The organism is Aquibium oceanicum, assembly GCF_001889605.1.
In the GTDB taxonomy this organism is placed as follows: domain Bacteria; phylum Pseudomonadota; class Alphaproteobacteria; order Rhizobiales; family Rhizobiaceae; genus Aquibium; species Aquibium oceanicum.
In genome coordinates this window covers 3,242,211-3,259,649 of record NZ_CP018171.1, presented here as the reverse complement: position 1 = coordinate 3,259,649, position 17,439 = coordinate 3,242,211, and the positions used below count along the sequence as shown (strand labels likewise).

At 64.9% G+C, this 17,439-nt stretch carries 12 protein-coding genes; 9 read left to right on the top strand and 3 right to left on the bottom strand.

Annotation, left to right across the window (positions count from 1 at the left end; translation table 11 throughout):
* Positions 1-2 precede the first annotated feature (2 nt).
* Genes BSQ44_RS15885 through BSQ44_RS15875 form a run of 3 tightly spaced genes read left to right on the top strand, consistent with a single transcriptional unit; the run spans position 3 to position 5,369 of the window.
* Complete coding sequence (locus BSQ44_RS15885; RefSeq protein WP_072605885.1) at positions 3-2,027, top strand: ABC transporter permease; 2,025 nt, start codon at positions 3-5, stop codon at positions 2,025-2,027.
* A gap of 12 nt (positions 2,028-2,039) precedes the next feature.
* Positions 2,040-2,924 carry a choline/ethanolamine kinase family protein gene (locus BSQ44_RS15880; RefSeq protein WP_114579982.1) on the top strand — a complete coding sequence of 295 codons (885 nt, stop codon included), beginning with the start codon at positions 2,040-2,042 and terminating at the stop codon, positions 2,922-2,924.
* A 3-nt stretch (positions 2,925-2,927) separates the two neighbouring features.
* Positions 2,928-5,369, top strand: a complete 2,442-nt coding sequence (locus BSQ44_RS15875) for a GcvT family protein (protein WP_072605882.1) — start codon at positions 2,928-2,930, stop codon at positions 5,367-5,369.
* 22 nt (positions 5,370-5,391) lie between these two features.
* On the opposite strand, the gene BSQ44_RS15870 is transcribed toward BSQ44_RS15875, so the two are convergent.
* Positions 5,392-6,021 (bottom strand): class I SAM-dependent DNA methyltransferase, encoded by a 630-nt coding sequence (locus BSQ44_RS15870; protein ID WP_072605880.1) that lies wholly within the window; start codon positions 6,019-6,021, stop codon positions 5,392-5,394.
* A 103-nt stretch (positions 6,022-6,124) separates the two neighbouring features.
* Here BSQ44_RS15870 and BSQ44_RS15865 point away from each other — a divergent pair, with 103 nt between their 5' ends.
* Positions 6,125-7,045 (top strand): phosphotransferase, encoded by a 921-nt coding sequence (locus BSQ44_RS15865; RefSeq protein WP_083534775.1) that lies wholly within the window; start codon positions 6,125-6,127, stop codon positions 7,043-7,045.
* A gap of 163 nt (positions 7,046-7,208) precedes the next feature.
* Here the strand turns inward: BSQ44_RS15865 and BSQ44_RS15860 are convergent, their stop codons facing one another.
* Positions 7,209-7,988 (bottom strand): hypothetical protein, encoded by a 780-nt coding sequence (locus BSQ44_RS15860; protein WP_072605878.1) that lies wholly within the window; start codon positions 7,986-7,988, stop codon positions 7,209-7,211.
* Positions 7,989-8,431: 443 nt separating this feature from the next.
* Between BSQ44_RS15860 and BSQ44_RS15855 the strand changes: the two genes are divergently transcribed.
* The 5 genes from BSQ44_RS15855 (at position 8,432) to BSQ44_RS15825 (ending at position 14,714) form a co-directional block, all read left to right on the top strand.
* Complete coding sequence (locus BSQ44_RS15855) at positions 8,432-8,839, top strand: hypothetical protein (protein ID WP_157894611.1); 408 nt, start codon at positions 8,432-8,434, stop codon at positions 8,837-8,839.
* 216 nt (positions 8,840-9,055) lie between these two features.
* Positions 9,056-11,269, top strand: coding sequence for a class I SAM-dependent methyltransferase (locus BSQ44_RS15850; RefSeq protein WP_083534773.1), 2,214 nt, complete (start codon positions 9,056-9,058; stop codon positions 11,267-11,269).
* Positions 11,266-11,940, top strand: a complete 675-nt coding sequence (locus tag BSQ44_RS15845; RefSeq protein ID WP_072605871.1) for a sulfotransferase domain-containing protein — start codon at positions 11,266-11,268, stop codon at positions 11,938-11,940. Before BSQ44_RS15850 ends, BSQ44_RS15845 begins: the two co-directional genes overlap by 4 nt.
* A 209-nt stretch (positions 11,941-12,149) precedes the next feature.
* A protein-coding gene (locus BSQ44_RS15835) for an IS3 family transposase (RefSeq protein WP_114579981.1) occupies positions 12,150-13,339 on the top strand; the annotation gives its coding sequence in 2 pieces (ribosomal slippage) (positions 12,150-12,402 and positions 12,402-13,339; 1,191 coding nt in all).
* A 436-nt stretch (positions 13,340-13,775) separates the two neighbouring features.
* Positions 13,776-14,714 carry an IS110 family RNA-guided transposase gene (locus BSQ44_RS15825; RefSeq protein WP_072605865.1) on the top strand — a complete coding sequence of 313 codons (939 nt, stop codon included), beginning with the start codon at positions 13,776-13,778 and terminating at the stop codon, positions 14,712-14,714.
* Between the two features lie 182 nt (positions 14,715-14,896).
* Here the strand turns inward: BSQ44_RS15825 and BSQ44_RS15820 are convergent, their stop codons facing one another.
* Positions 14,897-17,353 (bottom strand): GcvT family protein, encoded by a 2,457-nt coding sequence (locus BSQ44_RS15820; protein WP_072605863.1) that lies wholly within the window; start codon positions 17,351-17,353, stop codon positions 14,897-14,899.
* Positions 17,354-17,439 lie beyond the last annotated feature (86 nt).

Sequence of the window (17,439 nt, the reverse complement as noted above, 5' to 3'; positions counted from 1 at the left end):
CGGTGTCCGTCGCCGGCCCCGCGAGCGCACTGGAAGCGGACGGCCGCGATGCCGCGGCGCCGTCGCACCGCCTGGTTGTCTGGATCGTCGGGCTCTGCCTGTTTGCGGCGCTCTGGGCCTTTGCCGACGCCGCGATGCCATGGGCGCAGGAGTATCCGCGCGCCTGGACGCCGCCCTTCGCGCGCTGGATCAGTGCCTTCATGCGCTGGCTGGTCGACGACGCAACATTCGGCCTCTTCACCTTCACCGATCTCACCCGCTTCCTCGCCTCGCTCGTCGAAGCGCCGTACCGACTCGTGCTCGGCTTCCTCTCGACGGGTCTGCTTTCGGGACAGGGCTCGCAGGCAGTGCAGGTCGCGCCGCCGCTCTCGTGGATCGGCGTCATCGCCCTCTTCACCGTCGCGGCATGGTTCGCCGGCGGCCTGTCGCTGGCGGGTCTGGCCTTCGGCTGCCTCGGCTTCATCCTGCTCTTCGGCCAGTGGGACAGCGCGATGGTGACGCTCGCCTCCATCGTCGTGGCGGTGCCTATCGGCGCGGTGGGCGGGCTGCTTCTGGGCATCGCGGCGTGGCGCTGGCGCGCCTTCGAGCGGCTGATCTCGCCGGTACTCGACCTGATGCAGACGATCCCGATCTTTGCCTACCTGGTGCCGATCCTGTTCCTGTTCGGCTTCGGCCCGGTCTCGGCGATCGTGGCGACGATCATCTACGCCATGCCACCGATGACGCGTGTGGCGGTGGTGGCCTTGCGCGGCGTGCCGTCGGAAATCTCCGATCTCGGCCGCATGACGGGCTGCACGCGCCGCCAGATGACGTGGCGCGTCATGGTGCCGGCGGCGACGCCCGGCCTGATGGTCGGCGTCAACCAGGTCATCATGCTGTCGCTCAACATGGTCATCATCGCCTCCATGATCGGCGCGGGCGGGCTCGGCTACGACGTGCTGGCGGCCCTTCGACGGCTCGACATCGGCGCGGGCCTTGAAGCCGGCGTCGCGATCGTGGCGCTCGCCATCCTGCTCGACCGCATCTCGCAGGCGCTGGCGCGGCGGGCCGGGCAGCACGTCCATGCCGACGATGCCGGCTGGATCGCCCGCCATCCCTATCTTACCGTCGCCATCGCGCTCGTCGCCGTGAGCGTCCTTGCCGGCCTCGTCTCGGCGCCCTTGCAGCGCTGGCCGGAGGACTGGGCGCTCTCGACAGGCACCTTCTGGGACGAGGTGGTGCGGTGGATCAACGTCAACTTCTTCGACCAGCTCGAGGCCGTGAAGAATGCCCTGCTGCTGAACGTGCTGATTCCGTTCAAGCGCTTCCTCCTCGGCCTGCCATGGCTCGGCGTCACGCTGCTGGTGGCGCTCGCCGGCTGGAGCCTTGGCGGCCTGCGCCTCGCCGCACTCGTGGCCGCACTCGCCACGCTCGTCGCCATGTCGGGGCTCTGGGAAGAGGCGATGACCACCGTCTATCTCTGCGGCATCTCGGTGGTTGGCGCGCTCCTGATCGGCATGCCGGTCGGCATGTGGGCGGCGACGCGGCCGCGCGTGTGGCGCGTCGTGCAGGCGGTCATCGACACGCTCCAGACCCTGCCGTCCTTCGTCTACCTGATGCCGGTGGTAATGCTGTTCCGCGTCGGCGACTTTACGGCCATGATCGCGGTGATCGCCTACGCGCTGGCGCCGGCCATCCGCTATACGGCCTATGGACTGCAGCAGGTCGATCCCAGGCTCGTGGAGGCGGGCCGCGCGGCGGGCTGCACGCCGTTCCAGCTGCTCACCAAGATCAGGCTCAGGCTCGCCCTTCCGGAGATCATGCTGGGGATCAACCAGACCATCATGCTGGCGATCTCCATGCTGGTCATCACCGCCCTGGTGGGCACGCGCGACCTCGGACAGGAGGTCTACATCGCGCTCACCAAGGCCGACACGGGCCGCGGCATCGTCGCGGGGCTCGCAGTCGCCTTCATCGCCATCATCGCCGACCGGCTGATCTCGGCCGCGGCACTTCGCATGCGCCGAAACCTCGGCCTCGTCACCTAGGGAAACATCCGAATGATCGACGCCATGGCCCGCATCTGGGTCCTGCCGCTCTGGACCGGACCGATCGAACCGCAACTGCTTGAGGGCGGCCTCAGCAACCAGAGCTTTACGGTCGAGAACGAGGGCAGCAAGTACGTCGTGCGCTTCGGCCGCGACTACGTCTTCCACCACGTGATCCGCAGCCGCGAGGTGATGACCGCCAAAGCCGCGCACGAGGCCGGCTTCGCGCCGGAGATCGTCTATACCAGCCCCGGCGTCATGGTCTCCCGCTTCATCGAGGGCCGCACCTATGCGGCAGAGGACATGCGGGCCTCCATTCCCGACGTGGCGCGGATGGTCAGGCGCTTCCACGTCGAGATGCCCAAGCACGTCTCCGGGCCAGGCTTCATGTTCTGGCCGTTCCACGTCATCCGCGACTATGCGCGCACGCTCAGGACCGACCGCAGCCGCGTCAGCGCCGAGCTGCCTGGCTATGTCGAACTGGCCGACGAACTGGAAAAGGCGCAGGTCCCGCTGCCCATCGTGTTCGGCCACAACGACTTCCTGCCGGCAAACCTCCTGCACGATGGCGAGCGGCTGTGGATCATCGATTTCGAATATGCCGGCTTCACAACGGCGATGTTCGATCTCGCCGGCATCGCCTCCAACGCCGAGTTCTCCCGGGAGGAGTCCGACGAGCTCCTGGGCCTCTACTTCGACGCCGCGCCGACGCCGGAAATCCGCAGGGCGCATACGGCCATGCAGTGCGCGTCGCTCCTGCGCGAGGCGATGTGGGGCATGGTGTCGGAGGTCCACCTCGACAATCCCGGCATCGACTACGCCGCCTACGCCCAGCTCAACCTCGACAGGCTGGCGACTGCGCTCGACGCCTATAGAAGCGAATTCGGAAAGTCCTGAGCCATGGCGCTTCCCGCCCACGCGCAATACGTCGTCATCGGCGGTGGCATCATCGGATGTTCCACCGCTTATCACCTGGCGAGGGACTACAAGGCCGACGTGCTCCTGATCGAGCAAGGCCGGCTGACTTCCGGCTCGACCTGGCACGCGGCCGGACTGGTCGGTCAGCTGCGCTCCTCGGCCTCGATCACGCAGCTGCTCAAATACTCCGTCGACCTCTACAAGCAGCTCGACGCCGAGACGGGGCTGGAGACCGGCTGGAAGATGACCGGCTGCCTGCGCCTCGCCACCAACCGGGACCGCTGGACCGAGTTCCGGCGCCTCGCCACCACCGCGCAGAGCTTCGGCATGGAAATGCACCTCGTCTCGCCTGAGGAGGTGAAGCGCATGTGGCCGCTGATGGACGTGTCGGACCTCGTCGGCGCGAGCTGGCTGCCGACCGACGGACAGGCGAGCCCCTCCGACATCACGCAGTCGCTGGCCAAGGGCGCGCGCATGCACGGGGCGAAAATCGTGGAAGGCGTGCAGGTCACCGGCTTCGACATGGACGACGGGACGATCACCGCCGTGCACACGACCGACGGGGTCGTGGAATGTGAGAAGGTGATCAACTGCGGCGGCCAGTGGGCACGCCAGATCGGCGCCATGGCCGGCATCGAGGTGCCGCTTCAGCCGGTCAAGCACCAGTACATCATTACGGAAAAGATCGAGGGCCTGTCGGCGGACGCGCCGACCATCCGCGACCCCGACCGGCGCACCTATTTCAAGGAGGAGGTCGGCGGGCTGGTGATGGGCGGTTACGAACCGGACCCGCAGCCCTGGACCATGGGCGACGTGCCCGACAACTTCCAGTTCCAGCTCTTCCCGGACGACTGGGACCATTTCGAGCAGCACATGGAACAGGCGGTGGCCCGCGTGCCGGCGCTGGCACACGCCGGCGTCAAGCAGATGATCAACGGGCCGGAGAGTTTTACTCCGGACGGCAACTTCATCCTCGGACGCCCGGCCGAATGCGCCAACATGTATGTCGGAGCGGGCTTCAACGCTTTCGGCATCGCGTCGGGCGGCGGCGCCGGATGGGCGCTGGCGCAGTGGGCCGTGGCGGGCGAGGCACCGCTCGACCTGTGGGTCGTCGACATCCGCCGTTTCTCCGAACTCCACCGCGACCGGCAATGGGTCTGCGACCGCACGCTCGAAGCCTATGGCAAGCACTACACGGTCGCTTTCCCGCACGAGGAGTATGTCAGCGGCCGGCCGCGCATCGTCTCGCCCCTCTACGACAGGCTGAAGGAGCGCCGTGCCGTCTTCGGCTCCAAGCTCGGCTGGGAGCGGCCGAACTGGTTCGCGCCCGAAGGCGTCGAGCCGAAGGACGCCTATTCCATGGGCCGACAGAACTGGTTCGATCCGGTCGGCGACGAGCACAGGCTGGTGCGCGAGAAGGTCGGCATCTTCGACCAGTCCTCCTTCGCCAAGTTCGAGCTTCGCGGGCGGGACGCAGCCGCTGCGCTGGACAAGATCTGTTCCAACCGGGTCGCGCGCGAGCCGGGGCGGCTGACCTACACCCAGATGCTCAATTCGCGCGGCGGCATCGAATGCGACCTGACGGTGGCGCGGCTTTCCGACGACCTTTCCTACATCGTCACCGGTACCGGCTTCCGCGCCCATGACGGCGGCTGGATACGGGACCATCTGCCGGCCGGCGGCGAGGCCGTGCTGAGCGACGTCACCGAGCGTTTCGGCACGCTCTCTCTGATGGGGCCGAGGGCGCGGGACGTGCTGTCGACCGTCACCGAGGCGGACGTTTCGAACGAGGCGTTTCCGTTCGGCCATGTGCGCGAGATCGCCATTGCCGGGCAGGCCGTGCGGGCGCTGCGGGTGACCTATGTCGGCGAACTCGGCTGGGAACTGCATGCGCCGCTCGCCGGCCTCGGCGCGATCTTCGACGCGCTGATGGAAGCCGGCGGCCGCCACGGGATAGCGCCGGTCGGCTACCGGGCGCTGGAATCGCTCAGGCTCGAAAAGGGCTACCGCGCCTGGGGCTCCGACATCACGCCCAACGACACACCTTTCGAGGCGGGGCTCGGCTGGGCGGTGAAGCTGAAATCGAATTCGCCGTTCATCGGCCGCGAGGCGGTGACGAAGATCGGGAACGCACCGCTGAAAAAGCGGCTCGCTTGCTTCACGGTCGAAGACCCCGGCGTGGTGCTGCTTGGGCGCGAAACGATCCTGCGCGATGGGCAGTTCGCCGGCTATCTGACCAGCGGCGGCTACGGCTACACGGTAGGCAAGCCGATCGGGCTCGGCTACCTCCGCCGCGCGGAAGGCGTGACGGACGCTTGGCTGGCCGAGGGGAACTACGAGCTGGTCGTGGCGACCGACCGGGTGCCGGCAGCGATCCACATGCAGCCGCTGTACGATGCGCAGAATTTGCGCGTGAAGGCGTAGGGAACGACCCTATCGTGTGCATTCACAGCACCTTCAGCACCAGCCCGCGGCTGGGGACCGTTCCGGCCTCGCCGGGCATGGAGACGTAGGGTTCGGTCTCCTCGGCGGTCTCGACCAACCCATTGCCCGAAAGGCCGGCGACGTGGGCGGCGAAGTCGTCCCAGAGGGTGTTCTTCACCGTCAGCACGATGGCGCCGCCGGGGCGGCAGATGCGGACGAGCTCGTCCAGGCCTTCGGGGCCGACATGGCCGGTGGTGAAGACGCCCGCCGAGACGATGCCGGCGAAGTGGTCGTCATCGAAGGGCAGGGGGCCGCCGAGCGCCAGCCGGTGCAGCTTTGCGTAGACGTTCTTTTTCGCCGCCTGCGCCAGCATGCCTTCCGAAAGGTCGAGCCCTTCGACCGCCGGATAGCCGACGATGCGCAGCCACTCGCCGATGAGCCCCGTGCCGGCGCCGGCATCGAGCAGCGGCGCGGCCGCGCGCGGCACGTGGCGCGTGAGCAGCGCCAGGCAGATCGTGGGGTGGCGGTAGCCGTTGGCCGACATGTCGGTATCATAGGTCGCCGACCAGCTGTCGTAGTGCCTGGCGATCTCCTCGGGCGATTTCGCCGAATAGACCGCGCCGAGCGCGCCGTCGTGCTTTTCGTCGGCCATGGATGATCCTCTCTGCCATTTCCCTTGCGTCGCCCCACCCTAGCGGAGGAGGCGATAATGTGGAACCGTCGGGGGCGGAAACGGAGCGAAAGGGAGACGACGATTGACGGACGAAGCGGCAAGGACGGACCTCGAGGACGCGCGCGCGACGCTGGTGAAGACGCCGGGGTTTGAAGCGTACAGCGGACCATTGCAACGGCTGGGGGGGCTTACCAACCGGGTGTACCGGGCCGCCGACCATTGCCTGCGCATTCCCGGCAAGGGGACGGAGGAATACATCGACCGGGGCAACGAGAAGGTGGCGGCGCAAGAGGCGGCGAAGGCCGGTGTGAGCCCGGAGGTTATGCATTTCGGCGCGGACGGGGTGATGGTGAGCCGCTTCGTCGAGGGCGCCGAGACGATGTCGCCGGACGCCTTCCGCACCCGCGCGGGCTCGCCCGCGCGGGCCGGCGAGGCGTTTCGCAAGCTGCACGAGTCGGGGGCAGTGTTTCCGTTCCGGTTCGAGCTGTTTTCGATGATCGACGGCTACCTGAAGGTGCTTTCGACCAAGGACGTGACGCTGCCCGACGGCTACCACGACGTGGTCGCCGAGGCCGGGACGGTGCGGGCCGCGCTCGACGCGCGTCCGCTGCCGCTGGCGCCGTGCCACTGCGACCCGCTGTGCGAGAATTTCCTCGATACGGGGGAGCGCATGTGGATCGTCGACTGGGAATATTCGGGCATGAACGACCCGATGTGGGATCTCGGCGATCTTTCGGTGGAGGCCGGATTCGACGCGGACCAGGAGGAGGAGATGATCCGGGCTTGGTTCGGCGGCGAACCGACGGCGGCGGAACGCGGGCGGATCGTGATCTACAAGGCCATGTGCGACCTCTTGTGGACGCTGTGGGGCCTGATCCAGCATGCCAACCGGAACCCCGCCGAGGATTTCTGGGCCTATTCGGTGAACCGCTTCGAGCGCTGCAAGGCGCTGATGGGGACGCCAGACTTTTCGCGGCACGTGGAGGCGGTGGCGAAGGGGTAGGTGCGTCCTTCGAGGCTCCCCTTCGACAGGCTCAGGGTCGCACCTCAGGATGAGGGAGATCGGGGGCTGGGGACAGTTTGCTTTTTTTTCGCGCGGATGTTCCGAGAACGCAGTGCGTTTCCGGAAAAAAGGTAACTGTCCCCGGTGGAACCGCCACGCGCGCTCACGACGTGTCGGGACTTTCGAGCGCCCAGAAGGCCAGCGCGTGCGCTTCGACGAGAATGGAATGCACGTCGTGGGTGGGTTTCCGGCGGCCGCCGGGCGGACGGCCGTGGCGCAAGGGCGAGATCCGGCCGAAGGCCTGGCGGCGCCTTGCCGGCGTCGTTCGGGCGCGGTCGGCCAGGCGGGACCGCGCGAGCGCCGCGGCGTTGCGCGCCTTCCAGCGGCGGAAGCGCAGCACTTCGCCGTCCATGTCGTCGAGGGCCGACGCCAGCGCGCGGATGCGCAGGACGAGGCACGTCGCGTCGAGCCGGTCCTGCGGGGCCGGCAGGGGCAGGTTGCGGGGGCGCAGCGGCTCGACGACGCCCGGCACCGTGATGCGCGGCAGGTCGCGCTCAGCCACGCGGCGCGCGCGCAGGCGGCGCTCCGGGTCGGTGAGCGGCAGGCGCAGCGGATGCGGGCCATGCGGCCGGCGGGCGCGTCGTTTCATGACGAATGCTGGGGCGGGCGGCAGCGCGGCTTGCGATCCGCCGGGGGCTTGCGCCGAGGGAATGGCCTGCACCGCGAGCGCCAGCGCGATCACCAGCCGCCGCGCCGCCGCCTCGGCCGGCCGCACGATGCGCAAGAGGGCGCGATGGCGGAAGCGCGCCAGCGTCGGGCGCTCTTCGGCGAGAGCGGCGGCGTCGGCGGCCGGGTCCGTGCCGGCGCCGACCATGGCCACGAGCCCCGCCACGATCATTCGTAGTGCTGCTCCCTGTCTTTCGATCGCCGCCTGCCAGTCCATGTGGTCCCTTCCGGTGTTCGGGAGGGATTATGGGGTGGGGTGGTGGGGGTGTGGATAAAACGGATGTGTGGGGAAGCGATGGAGGAGGGGGAAGGAGGTTCCTGCAGAGGATAAGCGTTTGGATGAGGAGGGGGTGTCCACGGGGGCGGGGTGTGCGTGGGAGCCGAAGACGCGATCGTTCAGCGGCTCATGCTCGGTGGCGCGAGTTGGGAGTCAGAGGGGCGGGCCTTGGTCGGGTGACGCGGGAGTTGGAACGGAATCCTGTGTTCCGTTCAATTCCGAACGGCTGGGATGGGGTGGGAAGCCGACTGGCAGGTTTCGGCCACGAGGACGGCAGAGCAGGCGTTCGATGAAATTCGCTCGCAACTGAAACAGAATTGCGAACACTGTTTCGAAAGCCATACTCCTTGTAGATGTTTGTGTTGTGCCCAACAATGGCGCGCATGAGCCAGCTTGTTCTCCGCTACTTCGCTTCCGATGACGGATGCCTCGACGTTGCCGTTATCTCCGACAAGTTTTCGGGACATGGCGGCTTTTGGATTCACGACCAGGATGTGAGGGTATTCGGCGAGGAGCTTTCCACATATCCAATCCGACCCGAAGCTCCGCTGACCGTCGCGTGGGGCTACGAGATGCTGGAAGGTGAAAATTTGGTCGTGGGCGTGGAAATTGTCCCGGAAAATTCTAGAGGTGACCTCCGTGTGCGGGTTGAACTAGCCGACTACACGGAAAGGTCGGAGCGCGTCCGCACGTCCTTCCAGACCACCTACGCCGAATTGGACCGGTTCAGGACTGCAATCGCGGCTTTGATGGATAGAATGGCGGAAGAGGCCATTTTACGGGGGCGCTGATGCGTCTCGCACCCGTCACCGCCTTTCGATTCTGAAACAGAATTTTGAATTCTGTTTCAAACCATCTAAATTTAGGACCGTTTGAGGCGCAAAAATTGCGTCCAGTGACGGCTCCAGATAACTGCCATCAGTTCCGCATCATAGCGGGAAGCAGCTCGCACGATCTACTTAGATAACATCAAATTAGATCTGTATTCTTGAAGGTAAATTGCACTAATGAAAGATAATATTGATTTAAAAGGTGATATATCATACCTTAAAACGGAAATTGAATTCAAGAAATTTCTGGAAACTGCAGTCGGAGGCATCAACGTTGTACAAGGGCTGATGTTAGCAAAATATGCAGCGGCGGTAGATGACGGTGACATTGTCGAGATAGGAAGCTACAAAGGAAAATCGGCGGTCGCGCTTGCCTATGGAATGCGCCGAGTTCTGAGCCGGGGCCGCACAAGACTGTATTGCATCGATCCGCATGAAACCTTCACTGGTCAACTGGGTGGAAAGTTTGGCGTGGAGGACCGGCGGGATTTCTTCAAAGTGATGCTTGAGACTGGCATCTATCAAGATGCGGCCTTGATCAATATGCCGAGTGATCAGGTAGCGCTGAGTTGGACGCGCCCCATTGGCCTGTTGTTTATCGATGGAGATCATCGCTACCACGCAGTGCGAGAGGATTTTATGCGCTGGGCGCCCCATGTTCTGGACGGTGGGGTCATTGCGATTGATGATAGTTTGAATCCTAATGTTGGGCCGACCCAATTGGTCGCCGAATTGACCGCAAAAGGGTTCGAGCCGATTGAGCGGTGCGGAAAGATCACTTTCTTACGCAAGACAGCGTCAATGCCGCAGGCACCGTTCTCGCCGCAATGGCGGTCCATTCTCGTGGTCGCCGAAAAAAACGTGCTGGCCGGAGGACTGCTGCGATTTTCGCGGCTTCAAAGCGCTATCGAGCCGTTCGGTATCGAAATCAGCTTTGCCTTCGAAGACTTGAGTGGGCCCTTTCACCCCAACAATTGCGAAATCCTGTCGATGAAGCAGGCTTTGGCGCGGAAGTGGGACGCTACGATCTTGCCCGGTGCCGGGTTCTCAGAATCATTCATCAACCAACTTGACCGCTTTCATTCAGAAGTGTTCGGGACCCGAGTCCAGGCTGTCCTGAACGACCGCAGCCGGAAAGATCGGTTCCTGAAAGCCAACCGAACATTTGCGCCACATTCGGTTGTCTTCAACACTCGCGACTGGGCACCTGGCAGCTATACCCATTTCAATGGTGATCGGTTTGCCATAGTTGAAGGCGGTATCGATCCGGCATTTTTTGCGCCCCCGATCCGGCGCCCCAAGCGCGAATACGCGAACTTCGTCGTTGGCATGCAAGCCAAGTATCTGAACGATCTGACGGCGATCGCCCCGTTGTTGCCGGATCACGTTGCGTTTCATGTGATCCGGAAGGAGACGCCCCCCATCGGTACGCTGCCGCCCGAACTTCAGACGCTGACTGAACAGGGGCGATTGACATTTCTGGGCACCGTGGAGGAGGCAAATTTGCGAGCTTTCTACCACGGTTGCGACTGTATCTTACATTTGGAACGGTTTGCAGGCTGGGCCAATCTGGTGGCCGAAGCCATGGCATGCGGCGTGCCAGTAGTCTGCTCGGACAAGGGGACACTGGCGATCGCCAAAGCCGGCGTGACGGCCAATATCGTTGTGCCTGACGATGCCAAGATAGTCGCTGCGGCCATCCTCGATGTCATGATCAATCCTGAGGCCGCAGAGATTCGCGCCCAAGCCGCACGCGCTCTTATTAGCCGCTTTTCTTGGGCGGCGTATGGCGCGCTCTTCTTAAAGGCAGCTCGTGATGATGGCCGCAAGCACTATCTTTTGGCACCGGAACTCGGGTTCCATGGCAAATGGCCCAAAGAGTCGCGTCTACTTGATATTGATTCGCTTTTACCTTTTTGTGCCGAGGCCAATGTGCTTGATATCGGATGCGCCGAAGGGTTGATTGCTCAGAAGCTCATGGAGGCGGGCGCCAACTCGGTCCATGGGTTCGACATCGATCCGGGGCGAATTCTATCGGCGCGCGCTCTCACAGCCCATTGGCCCGAGGCGGATTTCCGCGCCGATACCATCCTGCCTTGGGCTGATTTTGCGGGCCGTCACGCCGATCTTTTGCGCGCTTCCTACGACGTCGTGTTGTTCCTTGCGGTCTATCAGCATCTGTCTGCTGACAAGCGCGATACGGTGCTGGATAGCCTGTTGGCGATGTCGAATGATGTGTTTGCGATCAGGACACCCGATCGGTTGTTCGAGGTTTGTAATCTGCACGAGCGGATCACTCGGTGCGGATTTGCTTCATCGTACGTGGGACAAACGGGCATCGGCGGCAGTGCGCCATTGCGACTCTATCGCAGAACGAAGATCCAGTTATGAAGAGGCTTGTCGTATCCTTTCCTAAATCCGGCCGCACTTGGTTACGGTACGGGTTGCACCTCGCTGGTCATCCCAATGTTCCATTTACCCATGACGGGTTCGAATACAACGACGGCGCCAAACCGCCTTTGGACTTCGATCCTACCCGGAGGATCGTTGACTATAAGAACCATGATCGCATCATATACATCGAACGCGACCCACGCGACACGATAGTCAGTCTGTTTCACCAGATCACCGGGCGATTCCATGATTTCTTCGGGTATACTGGAGATATTTCGAGCTTTATTCGCGACCCCTATTTCGGGGTACATAATCTGATTCAGTTTCAGGAAATGTGGCGCGGTCTTAGCGCTAAGCTACCGGTGCTGATAGCGAGCTATGAGGATATGTCCGCTGACTATACAGCGGTCTTTAAACGCGTCACCACGCATCTAGATTTACCCGTCAGCGATAGCGTTCTGGCGAGCATAGGGAACCGCACATCGTTTTCTGCAATGAAGGAGGTGGAGCAGGCGCAGCGGTTTGACCGCCCATGGCTCCAGCCTCGAATGGGCGCACCGAAGGTGCGCAGGGGCAAAGTTGGAAATTATCTCGATGAACTGTCGGCTAGCGATGTAACCTATATCGAGAATACCATTGTGCTCATCAAATCTGAAACAGAATCATAGTATTCTGTTTCATGAGCTCAGCGTCCGCTTTCGCCAGCGGTGGTTGGGCGCGGGAATGGCTACTAAGGGGTCGAAACCCGACGATCGAATAGACCGAAACAGGATGCTCCTCGCGAGGCACTCGCGGGCTCGCACTGACCTGCTGACCTGCCACTGAGTTTTTCCTCCACCTGGAGTTAGAGTCCGGCTCTCGATCGAAGGACGGACAGATGAAGCGAAAGCGATTTACGGAAGAGCAGATCATCGGGGTTCTACGCGAGCACGAGGCGGGTGCGAAGGCAGGTGACCTGGCCCGCAAGCACGGGGTCTCTGAGGCGACGCTGTATAACTGGAAGGCGAAGTATGGCGGCATGGACGTGTCCGACGCCAAGCGCCTGAGGGCTTTGGAAGACGAGAAGGGGAGGCTGAAGAACCTGCTCGCCGAGCAGATGCTGGAAGCCTCGGCCCTTCGCGAGCTCCTGTCAAAAAAATGGTAGGGCCCGCCGCCAAGCGCGAAGCCGTCGCGCATCTGCAGGCCGTCATGGGTCTGTCGGAGCGTCGGGCCTGTTCCATCGTCGGTGCCGATCGCACGATGATCCGCTACCAGTCGTGCCGGGCGCCGGAGACCGAACTGCGCGGCCGGCTGCGCGATCTCGCCAACGAGCGCCGGCGTTTCGGCTATCGGCGCCTGTTCATCCTGCTGCGGCGCGAGGGCGAGCCATCAGGGATCAACCGCATCTATCGGCTCTACCGCGAGGAGGGGCTGACAGTGCGCAAGCGCCGGGCGCGGCGACGCGCGGTGGGCACGCGGGCGCCGATCCTGGTCGAGGCGAGGCCGAACGCGCGTTGGTCGCTGGACTTCGTGCACGACCAGTTTGCCTGCGGGCGGCGGTTCCGCGTGCTCAACATCGTCGACGACGTGACCCGCGAATGCCTGGGCGCCATCCCCGACACGTCGATCTCCGGTCGTCGGGTGGCCCGTGAGCTGACCGATCTGATCAGCCGTCGCGGCAAGCCGGACATGATCGTTTCCGACCACGGCACGGAGTTCACCTCGAACGCGATCCTCGCCTGGTCGAAGGATCATCGCGTCGAATGGCACTACATCGCGCCGGGCAAGCCCATGCAAAACGGTTACGTCGAATCCTTCAACGGCCGGATGCGCGACGAACTCCTGAACGAGAGCCTGTTCTTCGGCCTCGACCACGCCCGCAACGCCATCGCCGAGTGGCGGCAGGACTTCAACTCTGCGAGACCTCATTCCTCGCTCGGATACCAGACCCCGGCGGCCTTCGCCGGAACTCTCGCCGCAACCGCCTCCGACGCTTCGCTCGATAAGGGCTTCGCGTCTCCACCGGTTGCTCGAACCGCGCCCTACGGCGTAACAGAAACGGCCAAGGCTCTAACCGCCGCTGGATGAAAGTTCAGTGGCAGGTCAGCACCTCAGGATGAGGACCGTTTGTCGGAGCCGGCCGCTTCGGATGCGGGGACGTCGAGACGTCATTCCGGGGCCGCGGAGCGGAACCCGGAATCCAGATCAGCGGCCGTCGCGGGTTCGTGCCGGAGCACGGGCGTGTCGTCTTGCCGATCCTCGGCTCTGGATTCCGGGTTCCGCTTCGCGGCCCCGGAATGACGCAGCGCGAGGGCGGATATGGCCGCATCTCGCGAGGCGCCCCCCTTGTAACTCAAATCCGTCCGCATCTGGTACATCTCCGGTTGCGGTGGCGGGCGAAGGACCGTTTCCCCCTGGGGACGTCGATCCCGTGGCAGAGCTGGGGTCTTCGCCCGCCGTTCCATCGAACCCGAACAGTCGCTTGGGCCGCACAACGAGCCCGCTTGCGCAAGGAAGGGACAGGATGGACGCCACCGTTTGTGTAGGGATCGACGTATCGAGGGACCGGCTCGACGTGCATGTCAGGCCGGGTGGAGAGGCATTCCACGTGGGCCGCGACGGCGATGGCCTCGCGGCGCTGGTCGAGCGGCTCTGCGCGCTGTCGTGCGGGGTCGTCCCGGTAGAGGCGACGGGTGGCTTCGAGACCGTCGTGGCGGCGGCGCTGGCGGGAGCGGAGCTTCCGGTCGTGGTCGTCAATCCGTCCCAGATACGCCACTTCGCCCAGGCGCTGGGCAAGCGGGCCAAGACGGACCCGATCGACGCCGCCGTCATCGCCCTCTTCGCAGAGGCGACGAAGCCGGCGGTGCGGCCGCTGCCCGACGAGGCCACCCGGCTGCTGGCCGATCTCGTGACGCGCCGGCGCCAGATCGTGGCCATGATCGGCGCCGAGCGCCAGCGCGAGAAGCGGGCGCCCGCGCGCGTCAGGAAGAGCATCCTGCGCCTGATCAAGGCGCTGGAGAAGGAACTGGCCAGCCTCGACCGGGACATCGACGACAGCGTGCGCGGCTCGCCGGCCTGGCGCGCCAAGGAGGACCTCCTGTCCTCCGTGCCCGGCGTCGGCCCCACCATCGCCCGCAGCCTGATCGCCGAACTGCCGGAACTGGGCAGCCTCGACCGACGCCAGGTGGCGGCCCTCGTCGGCCTCGCCCCCTTCACCCGCCAGTCCGGCCAGTGGCGGGGCCGGAGTTTCATCGGCGGCGGCAGGGCGGGCGTCCGTTCCCTGCTGTTCATGGGCGCGATGGTCGGCATCCGGCACAACCCCATCCTCAAGGCCTTCCGCGACCGGCTCGTCGCAGCGGGAAAGCCCAGGATGGTCGCTCTCATCGCAACGGCCCGAAAACTCCTCACAATCCTCAACGCAATCCTCCGGACCAGGCAACCATGGCGCGAAGAAACCGCTTGACCACCAAGACAGTCGCTCTGCCCTGTCGGGCATCTCCCCCTCCAGGGGGGAGATTGGCAGCGTCGGTGCCTCGCATCTCCTTCGGACACGGAGGGTCCTCATCCTGAGGTGCGAGCCCGCACGACGTAGGTAGCGGTGGCTCCGGGCTTGAGTGGGCGAGCCTCGAAGGACGCACCGATTTCCTACTTCCTGACCCGCTCCGCCTTCGGGTCGTACAGCGGTTTGAGCGAGGCCTCGGCCGCGTGGCGGGTGCCGGCGATTTCGATTTCGTAGGTGGAGGAGAGGAGGTCGGTTTCGGTCTCGCCGCGGCAGGGCACGTAGCCGAGGCCGATGGCTGCGCCGAGGTGGTGGCCGTAGTTGCCGGAGGTGACGGTGCCGACGATCCGGCCGTCGCGGACGATCGCCTCGTTGTGGAACAGCAGCGGTTCGGGGTCGGCGAGGCGGAACTGGACGAGGCGGCGGTCTAGGCCGGCGTCGCGCTTGGCGAGAACCGCGTCGCGGCCGATGAAGTCGCCCTTGGCGGTCCTGACCGCGAAGCCGAGGCCGGCTTCCAGAACGTGGTCCTCGTCGGTGATGTCGTGGCCGAAATGGCGGAAAGCCTTTTCGATGCGGCAGGAATCGAGCGTGTGCAGGCCGCAGAGCTTCAAGCCCGCCCCTTGGCCGACATCCTGCCCGGCCTCCTCGATCGCCTCGAAGACGTGGGCGGCCTGGTCGGTGGGCACGTAGAGCTCCCAGCCGAGCTCGCCGACATAGGTGACGCGGTGGGCGCGGGCGAGGCCCATGCCGATCTCGATCTCCTGCCAGGTGCCGAAAGGGTTCGTCGCGTTGGAGAAGTCGTTCGGGCTGACGCGGGCAAGGAGATCGCGTGAGGCGGGGCCCATGAGGCAGAGAACGGCTTCCGCCGCGGTGACGTCGGTGACGACGGCGAAGGCGTCGCCGAGATGCTTTCTCAGCCAGGCGAGGTCGCGCTGGAGGGTGGCGCCGGGCACGACGAGCAGGAAAGCGGTCTCGGTGAGGCGCGAGACGGTGAGATCGCTCTCGATGCCGCCGCGGGCGTTGAGCATCTGGGTGTAGACGATGCGGCCGATGGGCACGTCGACGTCGTTGGCGCAGAGCTTTTGCAGGAAGGCGCAGGCATCGCGGCCCTCGACGCGGATCTTTCCGAGCGAGGTCATGTCGAACAGGCCGACGCCGTTGCGTACGGCGAGATGTTCGAGGCGCTGGTTGCCGAACCAGTTCTGGCGCCTCCAGGAATAGCGGTAGTCGCGCTCCTGGTCGGGGCGGGCGAACCAGTTGGCGCGCTCGAAGCCGGCGACCTCGCCGAAGACGGCGCCGCGCGCCTTCAGGTGCTCGTGCAGCGGCGAGCGGCGGACGCCGCGGGCGGACGCCATCTGGCGGTAGGGGAAATGGTCGGCATAGAGCAGGCCGAGCGTCTCGGTGACGCGCGCCTTCAGGTAGCGGCGGTTCTTCTGGAAGGGCTGCGCCCGGCGGATGTCGACTTCCCACAGGTCGAAGGGCGGCTCGCCGTCGGCGATCCACTGCGCCAGCGCCATGCCGGCGCCGCCGGACGAGACGATGCCGATGGAATTGTAGCCGGCGGCGACAAAATAGCCGCCGAGTTCGGGCGCTTCGCCGAGATAGTAGCGGTCGTCGGGGGTAAAACTTTCGGGGCCGTTGAAGAAGGTGTGGATGCCGGCGGTGGCGAGCATGGGCATGCGGTTGACGCCCATTTCGAGGATCGGCTCGAAATGCTCCATGTCTTCGGGCAGCTGATCGAAGCAGAAGCTTTCGGGGATGCCGTCCATGCCCCAGGGTTTTGCGACCGGCTCGAAGGCGCCGAGCATCATCTTGCCGGCGTCCTCCTTGTAGTAGGCGCACTCGTCGGGAACGCGCAGCACGGGCAGGCGGGTGAGGCCGGGGATCGGCTCGGTGACGAGATAGAAGTGCTCGCAGGCGTGCAGCGGCACGGCGACGCCGTTCTGCGAGGCGAGCTCGCGCGCCCACATGCCGGCACAGTTGACGACGATGTCGGCCGCGATGGTGCCGGCCTCGCCGTCCTTTTCCCACGAGACGCCGGTGACGCGGCCGTTCGCCTGGGTGACGGCTGTGACTTTTGCGCCTTCCACGATGGTGGCGCCGCGCTGGCGGGCGCCTTTGGCCAGCGCCATGGCGATGTTGGCGGGATCGCACTGGCCGTCGAGCGGCAGGTGAACGGCGGCGACGACGTCGGCGACGTTGAGATGAGGGTATATCTCCTTGACTTCGTTGGGGGAAATCTCGCGCACGTCGACGTCGAAGGCGCGGGCGAGGGAGGCCTGGCGGTAGATCTCCTCCTTGCGCTCCTCGGTCAGCGCGACGGTGATGGAGCCGACCTGGCGCATGCCGGTGGCGACGCCGGTCTCCGCCTCCAGCTTCGTGTAGAGATCGGCCGAGTATTTCGCCAGCCGCGTCATGTTCTGCGAGGCGCGCAGCTGGCCGATGAGGCCGGCGGCGTGCCAGGTGGTGCCGGAGGTCAGCTGCTTGCGTTCGAGCAGCACGATGTCGCTCCAGCCGAGCTTGGCCAGGTGATAGGCGACGGAACATCCGGAGACGCCGCCGCCGATGATGACGGCGCGGGCCTTGGCGGGGATGGCGGTCATGCGGAAGGCTCCATGTTGACGGACGGGAAGGCCAGCTCGTCCTTACCCGAAATCGGACTGGTGGAGGGTACCCCCACCCCTAGCCC

Coding starts and splice junctions, on each gene's coding strand:
- BSQ44_RS15880 (WP_114579982.1), top strand. CDS start 2,040: ATGATCGACGCCATGGCCCGCATCTGGGTCCTGCCGCTCTGGACCGGA.
- BSQ44_RS15875 (WP_072605882.1), top strand. CDS start 2,928: ATGGCGCTTCCCGCCCACGCGCAATACGTCGTCATCGGCGGTGGCATC.
- BSQ44_RS15870 (WP_072605880.1), bottom strand. CDS start 6,021: ATGGCCGACGAAAAGCACGACGGCGCGCTCGGCGCGGTCTATTCGGCG.
- BSQ44_RS15860 (WP_072605878.1), bottom strand. CDS start 7,988: ATGGACTGGCAGGCGGCGATCGAAAGACAGGGAGCAGCACTACGAATG.
- BSQ44_RS15855 (WP_157894611.1), top strand. CDS start 8,432: ATGAGCCAGCTTGTTCTCCGCTACTTCGCTTCCGATGACGGATGCCTC.
- BSQ44_RS15850 (WP_083534773.1), top strand. CDS start 9,056: ATGAAAGATAATATTGATTTAAAAGGTGATATATCATACCTTAAAACG.
- BSQ44_RS15845 (WP_072605871.1), top strand. CDS start 11,266: ATGAAGAGGCTTGTCGTATCCTTTCCTAAATCCGGCCGCACTTGGTTA.
- BSQ44_RS15825 (WP_072605865.1), top strand. CDS start 13,776: ATGGACGCCACCGTTTGTGTAGGGATCGACGTATCGAGGGACCGGCTC.
- BSQ44_RS15820 (WP_072605863.1), bottom strand. CDS start 17,353: ATGACCGCCATCCCCGCCAAGGCCCGCGCCGTCATCATCGGCGGCGGC.